The following is a 14,353-nucleotide window of genomic DNA, read 5'->3' as shown; positions in this document are numbered from 1 at the left end:
TGCAAACGCTGTGCCAGGGCCCCAGGCCCTGGATCACCTTCCAACCGGGCCCGGCGCTGGCGGCATGTCCTGAAGTGGTGCCAGGCCACAGCCCAGCAGCACGAAGTTGGTGATTTGCAGCGCAATCGGTGCACGGTCCAGTGGCGCATCCGGGGGCAGACCCAGCATCACGCGCACTTGCACGCCATAGTCGGCATAGTGCTGGGTCATGCCCCAGATCTGCATCAGCAGCACGCGCGCGTCCAGGGGACGCACCAGGCCCTGGGCGATCCAGCCTTCAATGACCTCCACCTTGCGCTGGGTGGAGCGCCGCGCCTCGGGCCAATAGCGGCCGAGCTTGGGGCCGCCGCTGAGCACCTCGCCCGTGAAGATGCGCGACAGGCCCGGGTGGTCCAGCGCGTAATCCAGCTTGCGCCGCACGTACTCGGCCAGCACCTGGCGCGGCTCGGCGGGCAAACCTTCACGCGGCGCGTCAAACACAAAGGCGCTGCTCCAGCCTTGCAGCACGGCGCCCAGCAGCTCTTCGTAGAGCTCGTCCTTGCCGCGGATGTAGTAATGCAATTGGGGCTTGGTCAGGCCTGCGCGCTCGGCAATCGCCTGGGTGGAGGCGCCCTTGAAGCCGTGCTGACTGAATTCCACAATGGCAGCGGCTCGGATGGCTGCCAGGGTGCGCTCCCGGCCCGCGCGCAGGCGGTTGACGGGCGCCCCGCCCTCGGCAGCCCCCTCAGCTTGAACAGCCGCCGGCAGAGACGGGTCCACCGCGCCCATCACAGCTTCCAGGCGCCCCGGTGGGACTGGCTGGCCTCTTCGACCAGGGCCGGGCCGATGCACTCAATCGGGTAAGGCGAGGCGGCGAACACATCGCGGCAAGAGAGCTCGGCATCGCGCTGGTCCAGGCGCTCGCCGCGGAAGGCGCGCAGGCGTTGGGCGTCGATGCCATAGACCACCCGCCGCACGTTGGACCAGAAGATGGCGCCCGCGCACATCACGCAGGGCTCGCCCGAGCTGTACAGCGTGGCCTGGGCCAGTTGCTCGCGCGAATAGCGCGGACTGACTTCGCGCACCAGGCCGGTTTCGGCGTGGCCCGTGCAGTCGCCGGTTTCGCTGGTGTTGCACCAGGCCTCGCCCAGCACCTCGTCCTCGGGCGACACCAGCACAGCGCCAAAAGGCCGGTTGCCCCGGGAGCGCCCCCGGTCCGCCAAGGCGATGGCCGCACGCAGGTAGCGGCCATCGCGCTCGTCCAGAGGCACTTCGGTGGGCAGCCCCAGGTCCGAAGAGGCCAGCGCGTCAGGCGCAGAAAGCGGGGTCACAGGGGCCAAGGTCGACATGCAAACTTTCTGGGCCGCGCGCCGCCAAGGCACACGGCAAATGGACAAAGAAAGCTGGGCCGCCGCCCGGGGTGGCGGGCGCTCCAGCAGGGCTGGACCATCGAAGCATTTCCTGTGCCACGGTGCACCGTGACGGGGCATGGCACGGCGCCCCCTTCGTGCATCAGGCCGGCGGCTGGCTCAGCGCGGCGTGGGTTGATCGCAAGGCCGCGCGGGCATCGCGCAGGGCCCAACTGCCCTGCCCCTCGTGCAGCTCGGCCAGCAGTTCCGGCAAGGGCGGGCGGGGCGTGCCGTGCGCGTCCGCCAGGCGCCACAAGCTGGTGGCAATGCGCAAGGCCCAGGGTTTGTAGTCCAGTTGCTGGGCCATGGCCAGGGCCTCTTGCAGGCGCGCGTGTGCCAGGTCGGGTTGATCGGGGTGGCGCCGCCAGGCGATTTCACCGCGCACGCGCAAGATGTCGCTGCGGCCAAACAGGTCTTCATGGGCCAGGCTGGTCGCCAGGGCGGAGTCGATTTCAAGCTCGGCCTGTTCCAGTTGGCCGTCCAGCATCAAGGCCTCGGCCAGCTTGCACCGCCACTGGGGCTGGATCACGCCCGCCCCAATCGAGGCCTGAAAGGCCAGCGCAGCCCGCAGTCCCTCGATGCCCTCTTGGCGGCGGCCGGTCATGGCCCAGGCCCAGGCCCGGGTGGCCAAGGTGGTGGCCAACCAAAAGACATGGCCGACCTCGCGGCAGTGGGCGATGTGGCGGTCCACCTCGGCCAGCACCCGGTGCGGCTCGTGCCGCATGACATCGAAGCCACTGCGAAACACCACGCCCCAGGTCCGGCTGAAGGGGTGGTCCAGGCGCTGGGCCCAGTCGGCAGCGCGCTCGATCGCCGCTTCGGCCTGATCGGCCAGGCCCATGGCAAACAAGGCATAGGACCGGTAACACTCGGCGGCCACCCGGGGGTCGGAGCCGTAGACCTGGGCGGTGTGGGCGTCGCGCACCGGGTCATAGACCTGCACGGCGCGCCACAAGCTGTCATTGGCTTGTCGGAACTGGCCCGACCAGAGTTGCGACACCCCGACCGAAAACACCGCCTGCGCCAGCATGGTGGGCGTGCCGGCCCGCTCCACAAAGGCCAGGTTCTGCTGCGCCAGCGCGATCAAGCCCTGCTGCTGGCCCTTGACCTGGCGGTAGCCCCACAGGCCATTGAGGGCCACGAACATCTCGGGCCGGTCGGGCAGCACCTGGCACAAGGCCTCAACCCGCGCGTACAGCGCTTCCAGCTCGGGCGCCGTGAAGCCGCGCGTCACCTTGAGGGCCGGCGCCATCAAGCCCAGCAGGCTGAGTTCCAGCCGAGCGCCCTCGTCAGGCGGCAGGTGGCGGATCAAGGCCAGGCCGGCGCGCAGGTGCGACAGCGCCTCCAGGTTGGCCGAGCGCGACAGCGCGTGCTGCCCGGCCCGCAACCACAGCTGCACGGCGGGCGCCCACTGCTGGGCTTCGGTGTGGTGGTGGGCCAGCAGCTCGGGTTGGCGCTGCAGCAGCTCCGGCTGCTGGCGGGCCAGTTCGTTGGCCAGCAAGCCGTGCAGCAGGTGATGGTCGCGGCGCAGCAAGGTGTCGTAGGCCGCGGCCTGCACCAGGGCGTGCTTGAACTCATAGCGCTGGCCCGATTCATCCAGGGGCCGCACCAGGCCTGCCGCCAGCAGTTCGTTCAAGCCTTGCTGGACCAGCGCCGGGTCATTGCCGCACAAGGCCTGGAGCAAGGCCCGTTCGAAACGCCGCCCGATGACGGAGGCCCGGCGCGCCACGGCCCGCCCAGCCTCCAGCCGGTCCAAACGGGTCGACAGCGAATCCCGCAGGTTGTCCGGGATCAGGGCCGTCGGTAAGGGGCCGCGCAATTCATAACCCTGGGCGGTTTCCTTGAGCAGATCGGACTCCAGCACGGTGCGGGTGAATTCCTCGATGAACAAGGGAACGCCGTCGGTGTTCTCCAGGATGCGGCGCTGCACCTCGGGCGGCAAAGGCTTGCCTTCGGTGCACTGCAGCAGCAAAGCCTCGGCCTCTTCGGGCTTCAGGCGGTCCAAGACCACGGACTGGGTGCTGGCCGGTAGCGCCGGCGGCGGCTCGGTGGGCGGGCGCTGGGTCAACACCAGCAAGCAGGCCGGACCGGGGTCCTCTTGCAGGGCCCGCGCCAGGGCCAGGGTCGAGGGGTCCGCCCAGTGCAAGTCCTCCAACGCCAGCAGCAAGGGCTGCTGAGCCGACCAGGCGCGCAGGCCACGCAGCAAAGCGGCTTCGCTGCGCTGCTTGAGCACGGCGGCGGGCCAGGTCCATTGCCCGGACTGGGCCGGGTCTTCAGCGCGCAGCAAGCGGGCCAGCAGGCGGGCATCCTCGCCATCCGGGGCCCAGCCTGCAGGGCGTTGCGCGCACCAAACAGCATGGCGCTGCTCGGCACCCGTGGCCTGGCTCAGGCCCAGGTCGGCCTCCAACCCCTCCAGCACCGCATGCCATTCGCTGGCCTGGTGGTGCGGTGAACAGCGCCACACCCAGGCGCGCGCGCCCTGGGCCTGCACCCGCCGGCACAGCCCCATCAGCAAATGGGATTTGCCCAGGCCAGGCTCACCGGTGATGAGCACCGAGCGGCAAGCGTCAGGGCATGGCGGGGCCAAGAGGCCGGCCTGTACCTGGCGCCAGGCCTGCTCCAACAAGGCCCGGTCAGCAGGTCGCCCCGTGAGCGTCGGGTGCCAACCCGGCACTGAGCGGCTGGCGGCCCAAGGCTCGGGCGACAAGCGATGGGCCACCACGGGGTGGGTCACGCCGCGCAGATTCAAAGGCCCCAGCGCCTGCCAGTTCTGGTCTTCTCGAATGGCCCGCCGGGTCGCCTCGGACACCACCACTTCATTGGCCTGGGCACAGGCCTGCAAGCGGGCCGCAATGTGCGGCACCTCGCCAATGGCCAGGCGCTCGCGCCGCTCACCGCTGCCCACATCCCCCACCACCACCATGCCGGTGTGGATGCCAATGCGAACCTGCAGGGCCAGGGTGGTGAGGTGACGCAGGCGCGCGCTGAGCCGCGGCAGCATCGCGACAATGCCGCGCGCGGTGTGGAGGGCGCGGGCCGCAGCCGCTTCTTGCGCCCGTGGGTAGCCGAAATAAACCAGGAGCCCGTCGCCCAGCACCTGGGCCACATGGCCGTCAAACTGCGCCACGATGTCCAGACAACTGGCTTGGTAGGCCTGAAAGATCTCCCGCAAGTCTTCGGCATCCACGGCACCGGCCAGCGCGGTGGAGTCCACCAGGTCGCAAAACAGCACGGTGATGTAGCGTTTCTCCACCGCCTGATCCGCCTCGACAGCCCCGAGTCGCGCACCGCAGGCCGAGCAAAATCGGTGGGTCGCGGCCACGCCCTCAGCGCAGATGGGGCAGCGCATGGCAGAGGCAGCGTCTGGGTGGTAGCGGTTCATGCAAGGGGTGGCGAGTCTTAACTGCTGAAAATATCACAATTGATAAAGCAATAGCGAATCAGGCCTGAAGATTGCTTGGTTTTTCTGGACACCGAGATTTTCAGCCCCCAGGAAAGGGTAAATTCATCACCATGAGCGAGTTGACGAACCCGGCCCTGCGCCCCTTGCGTGACCCCGCCCCCTTGCTGGAGCGCACACGCCAAGAGTGGGGTGGCCGCAGCGATCTGTGGGTGTTTGCCTACGGCTCGCTCATCTGGCGCCCCGAGTTCGGCTTTGCCGAACAACGCCCCGCCCGGGTGCATGGCTGGCACCGGGCCCTCAAAATGTGGAGCCGCATCAACCGCGGCACACCCGAATGCCCCGGTTTGGTGTTTGGCATGTTGTCCGGTGGCAGCTGCCAAGGCGTCGCGTTCCGCATTCCCCAACAAGAAGCCGACACGGCGCTGGAGCGCCTGTGGCGGCGCGAGATGATGACGGCGGTGTACGAGCCGAGGTGGCTGCCCTGCCGCACCGGTGAGGGCGTGGTCTCCGCCCTGGCTTTCACCCTGTCGCGCCGCAGCCCCAGCCACACGGGCGTTCTCAGCGAGCAGGACTACCGACGCATCTTCGCCCAGGCCTGCGGCCAGTTCGGCACCACCCTGGACTACGTGCAGCAAACCCATGACCAATTGCTGAAGCTGGGCATCCACGACCGCAGCCTGTCCCGCCTGCTGAGCCTGGCGCCGCGCGCCGCTGCCGACTGACCTGACGGACCCGACTGGAGTGACCATGCCTGCAACCGCCTGGCGCGCCAACCCAGGTGCGCGGCCCCGTCAAGCGCTGTCGCCCCCCCAATAGCCCAGGCGCTGTCCCAAGACTTCGGCCCGCGCCAGGTCTTCCAGGGTGTCGATGTCAGTCACCACGCCGGGGTCGTCCAGGGTCAATGACCAGCGCTGCGCCGCCGCCTGCTGGCGCAGCACCGAGGCGGCACCGCCCTCCCCGCTCAGGGCCAACAAATCGTCTCGACACCCAGCCGCAAAGCCCACTGGGTGGCCGCGCTCGCCCTGGTGAAGCGGCATGACCACCGTGCCACGCCCCTGTGCCAGGGCCTGGGCCACCTGGACCAGGCTGTCCGGCCGCACCAGGGGCAAATCGGCCGGCAGCACCAACCAGCCTGGGGCCTGGGCGGTGGCGCGCACCGCCGCCGCGATCGAGTCACCCATGCCAGGGTGGCCCGCGTCCTCCACGTGCCAGGGCAAGCCACTGGCCCGAACCGCGTCCAAGGTGCGCTCCAGAACCGGGCGACCGCCCAGCAAGGCTTGGAGCTTGTGCACTTGGGCGCCGGAGGCCTTGAAGCGCTCCCCTCGGCCCGAGGCCAGCACCAACACCACGGGCGCTGTCCACGCGCCGGTGGGGGTTCTGTCCTGAGAAATTGACTCTGCGCTCATGCGGGGCTCCTGAAAGACCGTTTGACCTGGCACCGAGGCCCGCGTTCCTGATGCGATCCTGATGCCGCCCGTAGTATCGTCGCCCCATGTTCACTTTGGCCTCATGTCCCCAAGCGGTCCGCAGCAAGTTGGCGGTCATGGCAGTCTGGGCCTTGGCCTGGGCCCTGATGACGGCGCTGGACCCGCAGGCCGAACTGGCCAATCTGGCCTTGTTGCTGGTGTTGGCCTCGGCCCTGTGCGGGCTGTGGCTCAGCGCGCTGGAGTCGCTGGCCTGCTGCGCCTTGGCTGTGCTGGCCTTCAACTGGCAGTTTGTGCCGCCCCGGGGCACGTTTTCGGTGGACTTGCGCCAGCACCTGTGGCTGTTGCTGACGATGCTGGCCGTGGGCAGCATGGTGGCTTGGCTCACAGGCCGGCAGCGCCAAGTCGCCGAACAAGCCCGGGCGGCGGCCCAAAGTGCCCAACTGCTGCACCAAGTGAACGAGCAGCTGCGCCAGGCGACACCGGCCGAAGGCGCGGCCTTCCTGGCCAGCGCCTTGCGCAGCCTCAGCCAAGGCGAGCTGGCCTGGTCCCTGGCCCACCAGGCCGAGGCCCCGCCGCAGGCCCCCCTGCTGCACTGCGACTGGGGCGAGCCCAGCGCGGAAGACCGGGCCCTGCTGCAGGAGTGCCAGCGCAGCGCCAGCCCCCTTGAACAGGGCCTGCAGCAAGGCCAGTCGCAAGTCCAGCTGGCCCTGCCGCTGCGCGGTGCCACGCAATGCCATGGCGCCGCCTTGCTGCGCCTGCCCCCTGGCCTGAGCTTGAGCCCCCTGCAACGCAGCACCGCCCAGGCCCTGTGCGACCAAGCAGGGCTTCAACTGGAGCGGCGCCAAACCGAGCAGCGCGCCCAACGCAGCAGCGAAGCCGCGCAGGCCCAGCAACTGCGCAACACCTTGCTGGCAGCCATCTCGCACGACTACCGCACCCCTCTGGCCACCATCCTGGGGGCGGCCAGCACCCTGCGCCACCAATGGGGCAAGTTGTCGCCAACCCAGGCCAACGCCTTGGCAGGCACCATCGTCGACGAGGTGGAACAGCTCAGCACCTTGACCGACAACACCTTGCAACTGGCGCGACTGGATGCCCCCCACGCCCGCTTGCAGCGCGACTGGGAGTCGCTGGAGGAGCTGGTGGGCTCGGCCGTGGCGCGCGCACGCAGCCGCTACCCCGGGGTTCGCATGGGCCTGCGCATTGAAGCCGGTCTGCCCCTGCTGCGCTGCAACGCCACCCTGCTGGTGCAGCTGCTCAACAACCTGGTGGACAACGCGGTGCGCTACGCTGGTTCGGGGCCTGCGATCGAAATCGTGGCCCGTCGCCTGGAGTCAGAATTGTTGCTGGCGGTGGCGGACCGGGGGCCCGGCATCCCCAGCGCCCAACGCGAACGCCTGTTCCAGGCCTTCGAACGCGGTCCTGCCTCACCCCAAGACCCGCAACGCCCCAGCCAACGCGGCGCCGGCCTGGGCCTGGCCCTGTGCCGGGCCATCGTGCTGGCCCACGGCGGGCAGATCACGGTGCGCCAGCGCCAACGCGGCGGCGCCAGCATCGAGTGCCGCTTTCCACTGGAAACCCAACCCAGCGCCCAGCCCGAAGCCCTGGAAGGCGACTTGCCACCCGTGCCCGCGCCGGCACGCCCACAGGAGGACACCGCATGAGCCTGGGCGTGTTGCTGGTCGAAGACGACAAAGAACTGCGCGCCACGCTGCGCCAGGCCTTGCTGCTGGAAGGCTACCGAGTCGCGGCCGCCCTGAGCCTGGCCGATGCCCGCGCCCTGTGGCAACACAGCCCCGCCGACGCCGGCCTGGACCTGGTGCTGCTCGACCTGGGCCTGCCCGATGGCGACGGCTCGGCCTTCCTGGCCGAACTGCGCGCCCACAGCCAGGTGCCGGTGCTGCTGATTTCGGCGCGCCAGATCGAGGGAGAGAAAGTCCGTCTGCTGGACCAAGGCGCTGACGACTACCTGGTCAAACCCTTCAGCATCGAAGAGCTGCTGGCCCGCATGCGCGTGGCCTGGCGCCACCGGGGGCGCAGCGTCAGCGCCGCCGTCACGCGCTACAGCCTGGCCAGCCTGGACGTCGACCTGGCCCGCCACAGCGTGCTGCGCGAGGGCAGCGAAGTTCACCTCACCCCGACCGAATTCAAGTTGTTGGCGCGCCTGGTGCGCAGTGCAGGCCAGGTGGTCACGCACCGGCAACTGCTGACCGATGTCTGGGGGCCCGAATACAGCGAGCACACCCACTACCTGCGCCTGTACATGGGCCAGTTGCGCGCCAAGCTCGAGGCCGACCCCGCCCAGCCCCAGTGCCTGCTGACCGAGCCGGGCGTGGGCTACCGGCTCAGCGAGCCCGGGCCCGCCTGAAGACCAGGGCAGGACCCACCGCATCCTTATGCGATCCTGATGCCCGGGGCGGCACCATGGGCCCGTGTTCAATAACGCAGGCCTCCCATGGCACATGCTGCTCATCGCTCTTCCCTCGCCGCCCTGACCTTGGGCGCCATCGGTGTCGTCTACGGCGACATCGGCACCTCGCCGCTTTACGCCTTCAAAGAGGTCTTTGCCAGCGGCCACGTCGAGCTCACCACCGACAACGTGGTGGGCATTCTGTCGCTGTTCTTCTGGACGCTGAGCGTGATCGTGTCCCTGAAGTACGTGGCCTTGATCATGCGCGCCGACAACCACGGCGAAGGCGGGCTGATGGCCTTGCTGGCCCTGGCCTCGCAATCGGTGCAAGACCGCCCTCGCCTGCGCGCCGCCCTGATGAGCGTGGGCGTGTTCGGTGTGGCCCTGTTTTTTGGCGATGGCGTGATCACGCCCGCGGTGTCGGTGCTGTCGGCGGTGGAGGGGCTGGAGGTCATCACCCCACGCGCCAGCCCGTATGTCATGCCGATTTCGCTGGCGGTGTTGCTGAGCCTGTTTTTGGCACAGCGCTTTGGCACCGCCCGCCTGGGACGCTTCTTTGGCGTGGCCATGGTGGGCTGGTTTGTCTGCATTGGCCTGGCCGGCGTGCCCCACATCGCCCAACACCCCGAGGTGCTGGCCGCCCTGTCGCCCCACCATGCCTTGCACTTTGCCTGGGCCCACCAGCAAATCGCCTTCATCACCCTGGGGGCCGTGTTTCTGTGCGTGACCGGGGCCGAGGCCCTGTATGCCGACATGGGCCATTTTGGCGCCCGCCCCATCCGGCTGGCCTGGTTCATCCTGGTGCTGCCCAGCCTGACGCTGAACTACTTCGGCCAGGGTGCGCTGGTGCTGAGCAACCCGGCAGCAGCCGAAAACCCCTTCTTCCGCATGATGCCGGACTGGGCCATGGTGCCCATGGTGGGGCTGGCCACGCTGGCCACGGTGATTGCGTCACAGGCGCTGATCTCGGGTGCGTTCTCGGCCGCCAAGCAGACCATCCAGTTGGGCTACCTGCCGCGCCTGGCCATTCGCCACACCTCGGAGCGTGAATCCGGCCAGATCTACGTGCCCGCCGTCAACTGGGCCCTGCTGGCCGGGGTGGTGCTGGCGGTGGTGGCGTTTCGCAGCTCAGGCGCACTGGCTGCGGCCTATGGCATCTCGGTCAGCCTGGTGATGGTGATCACCACCGTGCTGACCTTCTTCGTCATCCGCTATGGCTGGAAGCTGCCGCTGCCGCTGTGCCTGGCGGCCACCTCGCTGTTCCTGATGGTGGACATCGCCTTCTTCTCGTCCAACCTGCTCAAGATTGCCGAAGGCGGCTGGTTCCCGCTGCTGATGGCCTTGGCCCTCTACCTGATCCTGTCGAGCTGGAAGCAAGGGCGCCACCTGCTGCTGGAGCGGGTGCGATCGGATGCGCTGGACCTGCCCTCCTTTTTGGAGTCGGTCCGAGCCAACCCGCCGCTGCGTGTCGAAGGCACGGCGGTGTTCCTGAGTGCAGCGCCCGGCACCGTGCCCAGCGCCTTGTTGCACAACCTCAAGCACAACAAGGTCTTGCACCGGCACAACCTGTTCCTGAATGTGCAAAACCAGGACCAGCCGCGCATCCCTCTGAGCGAACAGGCCCTGGTCACCGAGCTGGGCCACGACAGCTGGAGCGTGAGCGTGCGCTTCGGCTTCATGGACGAGCCTGATGTGCCGCGTGCCCTGGCCCAGTCGAGCGCCTTGCAAGACCTGCTCGACCCCATGAGCACCAGCTACTTCCTGTCCCGCGACACCGTGGTTCCCAGCTTCGAGCGCGGCATGAGCCTGTGGCGACAAAAGCTGTTCTCGCAGATGCACCACAGCGCCAGCGGCGCAGCCGACTTCCTGAAGTTGCCCAACAACCTGGTGGTCGAGATGGGGTCCAAGATCGAGTTGTGAGCCCCAGAGGCCGCGGATCGGTGCGGCCGGCGCCCAGTTGACTGGCGTTCAGGCCGCGGCGCGACGGGCCCGCAGCTCCCAGCCCCCCAAGCCGGCCGTAACGAGCGCCATCAAGAGCAACACCAACGGGCTGGTCCATGGCACGGCCAGCGCAGGCGGGCGTGACACGGTCACCACCAAGGTGCTGCTGTAGTTGACCGCTGCGGAGAAATTCTGGGCCGCGATGTCCACATTGAAGGTGTACCCCCCGGGTGCGGTGGCCACGCCCGAGAGCACCATGTCATGGTTGCCAGCGTTCGGCGGTGGCGCAGTCACCGTCGTGAGTGACAAGCCCGGCGGTAGCGTGCCGTTCAGGGTGTAGGCATTGTCAATGGTGCCGGTGCCTCGGAAGGTCTGGCTGAAGGACTGCCCCGTCTGCACCGCAATCGGCAGCGTGGCCCCCGAATTCAAGACCGTCTGCGCCTGGGCCAGCAGCGGTGCCGCTAAGCAGCCCCAGAGAGCGCACTTTAGAAAACGTTCCCACCCCCAGGTGAATTCCCCCATCCATCGACTGTGCATAGAGCGCAACCCGTTTCATTCTGAATGGATCGCGCGGCGGTGGTCAAAATGGACTCGCCGGCAACCATGACACGGCATTCTCAAGACATCGTAGATGCGGGTCAAGGTTCATTGGCCATCCCCTGTCCCCCAAAAAAATGGCGGGACCAGCCCGCCATCTGAAAAGGCCGCCTGCCCCACAAAGGGGTGGGCGGCTTGCTGTGTCAACTCAATCAGCCTGCGTCGGCCTCAGATCAGCGTCACGCCGGTCTTGGACTGCAGGAATTCGCGCGTCACGCCCGGGGCCAGTTCGACCACCTTGAGGCCTTCGGGCGTCACGTCCATGACGGCCAGGTCGGTGATGATGCGGTCCACCACGCCCACGCCCGTCAGGGGCAGCGTGCACTGGGGCAGGATCTTCAGGTCTTCGGTGCCGTCTTTCTTCTTGGCCACGTGTTCCATCAGCACGATCACACGCTTGACGCCGGCCACCAAATCCATGGCGCCGCCCATGCCCTTGACCATCTTGCCCGGGATCATCCAGTTGGCCAGGTCACCCTTTTCGCTGACCTGCATGGCGCCCAGGATGGACAGGTTGATCTTGCCGCCACGGATCATGGCAAAGCTGTCATGGCTGCCAAAGATGGACGAGCCCTTGATGGTGGTCACGGTTTGCTTGCCGGCGTTGATCAGGTCGGCATCGACCTCGTCCTCGGTCGGGAAGGGGCCGATGCCCATCATGCCGTTTTCAGATTGCAGCCACACCTCGATGTTCGAGGGCACATGGTTGGCCACCAGGGTCGGAATGCCGATGCCCAGGTTGACGTAGAAACCGTCTTGCAGTTCGTGCGCGGCACGGGCCGCCATTTGGTCTTGATTCCAGGACATGATCAGACTCCTGCCTTTTCGGTGATGGTGCGTTTTTCGATGCGTTTCTCAGGCGTGGCGTTGAGCACCAGGCGGTGCACATAAATGCCCGGCAGGTGCACATCGTCCGGGGCGATTTCACCCACTTCGACGATTTTTTCGACTTCCACGATGCACAGCTTGCCCGCCATGGCCACCGCCGGGTTGAAGTTGCGCGCGGTGTAGCGGAAGCGCAGGTTGCCGGCCTTGTCGGCCACATCGGCCTTGACCAGGGCCACGTCGGGCACCAGTGAGCGTTCCATGACGTAGGTTTCGCCGTCGAATTCACGCAGTTCCTTGCCGTCTGCCACCACGGTGCCCACACCGGTCTTGGTGAAGAAGGCTGGGATGCCCGCGCCGCCCGCGCGCAGCTTTTCAGCCAGCGTGCCCTGGGGGGTGAACTCCAGAGCCAGTTCGCCGGCCAGGTATTGGCGCTCGAACTCTTTGTTTTCGCCCACGTAGCTGGAGATCATTTTCTTGATCTGGCGGGTTTCCAGCAGCTTGCCCAGGCCAAAGCCGTCCACGCCGGCGTTGTTGGAAATGACGGTCAGGTCCTTGACGCCCGTGTCGCGCAGGGCGTCAATCAGGGCTTCAGGGATGCCGCAGAGGCCAAAACCACCGACAGCCAACAACTGGCCGTCGCTGACCACACCCTGCAGTGCAGCGGCGGCAGAAGGAAAAAGTTTGTTCACAAAGGTCTCCTCAGGAAGCGAGCGGTGCCCACACAGAATTCGCTACGATACTACCTATTGAAGTACGTAGAAGCTCGTAAGTACAAGCATGACCCCGCTCCCGATTGAACTCGACTACCAACTGGCTTTCGAGTTGGCCCCCATTGGCCTGGTGCTGTCCCGGCACCGCAGCATCGTGGACTGCAACCAGCGCGTCTGCGAGATGTTTGGCACCACCCGGGAGCGCCTGGTGGGCCAATCCTTTCAAGTGCTTTACCCCAGCGCCGACGAGTACGAACGCACCGGCGCCCGCATTGCGCCCATCCTCAACAAAAGCGGCCATTACGCCGACGATCGGATCATGAAGCGGGTGGATGGGCGACTCAAGGGCGAAACCTTCTGGTGTCACGTCACCGGCCGCGCCCTCAACCGCGACGACCCGCACGAAGCCGGCATCTGGACATTTGAAGACCTGAGCTCCCGCCGCCCCGTCAAGGCAGAACTGACGGCGCGCGAGCGCGAAGTGGCCTCGCACTTGATGGACGGCCTGACCTCCAAGGAAATTGGTCGCGTCCTCGAGATCAGCCACCGCACGGTCGAGATCTACCGCGCCCGCCTGATGCGCAAATACAAGGCCAGCACCACCGCCGACTTGGTGCACAAGCTGATGGCAGGTTGACCCAGGGCGCGCAGCACGAAAACGCGCTTTGAGCGATCATCGCCGCTCCCCCCGTTCTTCAGAAAAGAGACCCCCATGAGCCTTTCGATGTACCAAGCCAGCGTGCCGACCTTTCTGCGCCAACTGCAAGCCCTGTCCGTGATCCTGGACAAAGCCATGGCCCACGCGGAGGCCACCGGTCTGGACCCGGCCCAACTGACCAGCGCCCGCCTGGCGCCGGACATGCTGCCCTTCACCAACCAGATCTTCATCGCCACCGACACCGCCAAGGGCTGTGCCGCCCGCCTGGCCGGTGTGGAAGCCCCGGTGTACGCCGACAGCGAAACCACCCTGCCCGAGCTGCAAGCCCGCATCGCCAAGACCCTGGCGTATTTGAAGGATTTCAGCCCTGAGCAGATCGATGGCTCTGAAGAGCGCACCGTCACGCTCAAGCTGCGCAGCGGCGAAGTGAGCTTCACCGGCCAAAACTACCTGCAAAGCTTTGCCATGCCCAACTTCTTCTTCCATGTGACCACGGCCTACGGCCTGCTGCGTCAACAAGGCGTGCCCCTGGGCAAGCTGGACTTTCTGGGTCCGCGCTGAGCCCAGCCCGTCCCCTCGGGTCTCTTCAGCCCGCCGTGCCGCGCGCCAGCGCCTCGGCCCAGTTCAGCATCGCGGGCTGGAACACCTCGCGCCACCAGGGCGCTGCGCGTTGTGCCGCGCTCATGCGCCCACCCCGGTCGGCACCAAGCCTTGCCAAATCAACACCAGGCCCAGGGCATTCAGGGCCAGCCCCAAGCCCAGCTTCACCCAGCGCGGCTTCTGGCTGGCTCGGCCCATGCGGGCCCAAGGGCGGGACTCCGCCGGGCTCGGGCTGAACAGAACCTCTTTCAGACTGGGAACAAAGGGGGTGCACAAAGCGCTCATGGCTCTCTCCTGGAAATGTCTTGACTGGGTTTGATGGTAGAAATTAAGTACCCATCAATCCAGTTGATTGAGGCAACGCTGGCATTAGTTTTTTTCAATTTAGACC

Annotated in this window: 14 protein-coding genes; 6 read left to right on the top strand and 8 right to left on the bottom strand. The window is 67.0% G+C overall.

All coding sequences use genetic code 11. The annotated features are described in order from the left end of the window. Positions 1-33: 33 nt before the first annotated feature. From PSQ39_RS08400 to PSQ39_RS08390, 3 genes are all read right to left on the bottom strand, one after another. Positions 34-768 carry a TetR/AcrR family transcriptional regulator gene (locus tag PSQ39_RS08400; RefSeq protein ID WP_273926285.1) on the bottom strand — a complete coding sequence of 245 codons (735 nt, stop codon included), beginning with the start codon at positions 766-768 and terminating at the stop codon, positions 34-36. Continuing rightward, positions 768-1,328, bottom strand: a complete 561-nt coding sequence (locus PSQ39_RS08395; protein ID WP_273926284.1) for a nucleoside deaminase — start codon at positions 1,326-1,328, stop codon at positions 768-770. The genes PSQ39_RS08400 and PSQ39_RS08395 overlap by 1 nt, the downstream gene beginning before the upstream one ends. Before the next feature lie 163 nt (positions 1,329-1,491). Then, on the bottom strand, positions 1,492-4,770 hold the full coding sequence (locus PSQ39_RS08390) for an ATP-binding protein (protein WP_273926283.1): 3,279 nt from the start codon (positions 4,768-4,770) through the stop codon (positions 1,492-1,494). 131 nt (positions 4,771-4,901) lie between these two features. Between PSQ39_RS08390 and PSQ39_RS08385 the strand changes: the two genes are divergently transcribed. Then, positions 4,902-5,513 carry a gamma-glutamylcyclotransferase gene (locus PSQ39_RS08385; RefSeq protein WP_273926282.1) on the top strand — a complete coding sequence of 204 codons (612 nt, stop codon included), beginning with the start codon at positions 4,902-4,904 and terminating at the stop codon, positions 5,511-5,513. Between the two features lie 69 nt (positions 5,514-5,582). Here the strand turns inward: PSQ39_RS08385 and PSQ39_RS08380 are convergent, their stop codons facing one another. Further along, a complete protein-coding gene (locus PSQ39_RS08380; protein WP_273926281.1) occupies positions 5,583-6,197 on the bottom strand; it encodes a nucleotidyltransferase family protein in 615 nt (204 codons plus the stop codon). A gap of 86 nt (positions 6,198-6,283) precedes the next feature. On the opposite strand from PSQ39_RS08380, the gene PSQ39_RS08375 reads away from it, so the two are divergent. The 3 genes from PSQ39_RS08375 (at position 6,284) to PSQ39_RS08365 (ending at position 10,548) form a co-directional block, all read left to right on the top strand. Next, positions 6,284-7,882, top strand: coding sequence for a sensor histidine kinase (locus tag PSQ39_RS08375; RefSeq protein WP_273926280.1), 1,599 nt, complete (start codon positions 6,284-6,286; stop codon positions 7,880-7,882). After that, positions 7,879-8,586, top strand: a complete 708-nt coding sequence (locus tag PSQ39_RS08370) for a response regulator (RefSeq protein WP_273926279.1) — start codon at positions 7,879-7,881, stop codon at positions 8,584-8,586. The genes PSQ39_RS08375 and PSQ39_RS08370 overlap by 4 nt, the downstream gene beginning before the upstream one ends. A gap of 87 nt (positions 8,587-8,673) precedes the next feature. Further along, positions 8,674-10,548, top strand: coding sequence for a potassium transporter Kup (locus tag PSQ39_RS08365; protein ID WP_273926278.1), 1,875 nt, complete (start codon positions 8,674-8,676; stop codon positions 10,546-10,548). A gap of 48 nt (positions 10,549-10,596) precedes the next feature. On the opposite strand, the gene PSQ39_RS08360 is transcribed toward PSQ39_RS08365, so the two are convergent. From PSQ39_RS08360 to PSQ39_RS08350, 3 genes are all read right to left on the bottom strand, one after another. After that, positions 10,597-11,106 carry a putative Ig domain-containing protein gene (locus PSQ39_RS08360; RefSeq protein WP_273926277.1) on the bottom strand — a complete coding sequence of 170 codons (510 nt, stop codon included), beginning with the start codon at positions 11,104-11,106 and terminating at the stop codon, positions 10,597-10,599. A 228-nt stretch (positions 11,107-11,334) separates the two neighbouring features. Beyond that, the gene (locus tag PSQ39_RS08355; protein ID WP_273926276.1) at positions 11,335-11,973 is read right to left on the bottom strand and encodes a CoA transferase subunit B; all 639 of its coding nucleotides are present in this window, start codon (positions 11,971-11,973) and stop codon (positions 11,335-11,337) included. A 2-nt stretch (positions 11,974-11,975) separates the two neighbouring features. Continuing rightward, positions 11,976-12,683, bottom strand: coding sequence for a CoA transferase subunit A (locus PSQ39_RS08350; RefSeq protein ID WP_273926275.1), 708 nt, complete (start codon positions 12,681-12,683; stop codon positions 11,976-11,978). Positions 12,684-12,771: 88 nt separating this feature from the next. On the opposite strand from PSQ39_RS08350, the gene PSQ39_RS08345 reads away from it, so the two are divergent. Both PSQ39_RS08345 and PSQ39_RS08340 read left to right on the top strand, forming a co-directional pair. Continuing rightward, positions 12,772-13,341 (top strand): LuxR C-terminal-related transcriptional regulator, encoded by a 570-nt coding sequence (locus PSQ39_RS08345; protein ID WP_409242005.1) that lies wholly within the window; start codon positions 12,772-12,774, stop codon positions 13,339-13,341. 75 nt (positions 13,342-13,416) lie between these two features. Further along, the gene (locus PSQ39_RS08340) at positions 13,417-13,923 is read left to right on the top strand and encodes a DUF1993 domain-containing protein (RefSeq protein ID WP_273926274.1); all 507 of its coding nucleotides are present in this window, start codon (positions 13,417-13,419) and stop codon (positions 13,921-13,923) included. Between the two features lie 120 nt (positions 13,924-14,043). Here PSQ39_RS08340 and PSQ39_RS08335 read toward each other — a convergent pair whose 3' ends face one another. Continuing rightward, positions 14,044-14,247 (bottom strand): hypothetical protein, encoded by a 204-nt coding sequence (locus tag PSQ39_RS08335; protein ID WP_273926273.1) that lies wholly within the window; start codon positions 14,245-14,247, stop codon positions 14,044-14,046. Positions 14,248-14,353: the final 106 nt, after the last annotated feature.

This window comes from Curvibacter microcysteis, from assembly GCF_028649455.1.
GTDB lineage: Bacteria > Pseudomonadota > Gammaproteobacteria > Burkholderiales > Burkholderiaceae_C > Curvibacter > Curvibacter microcysteis.
This window is presented reverse-complemented; position numbering and strand designations above follow the sequence as displayed.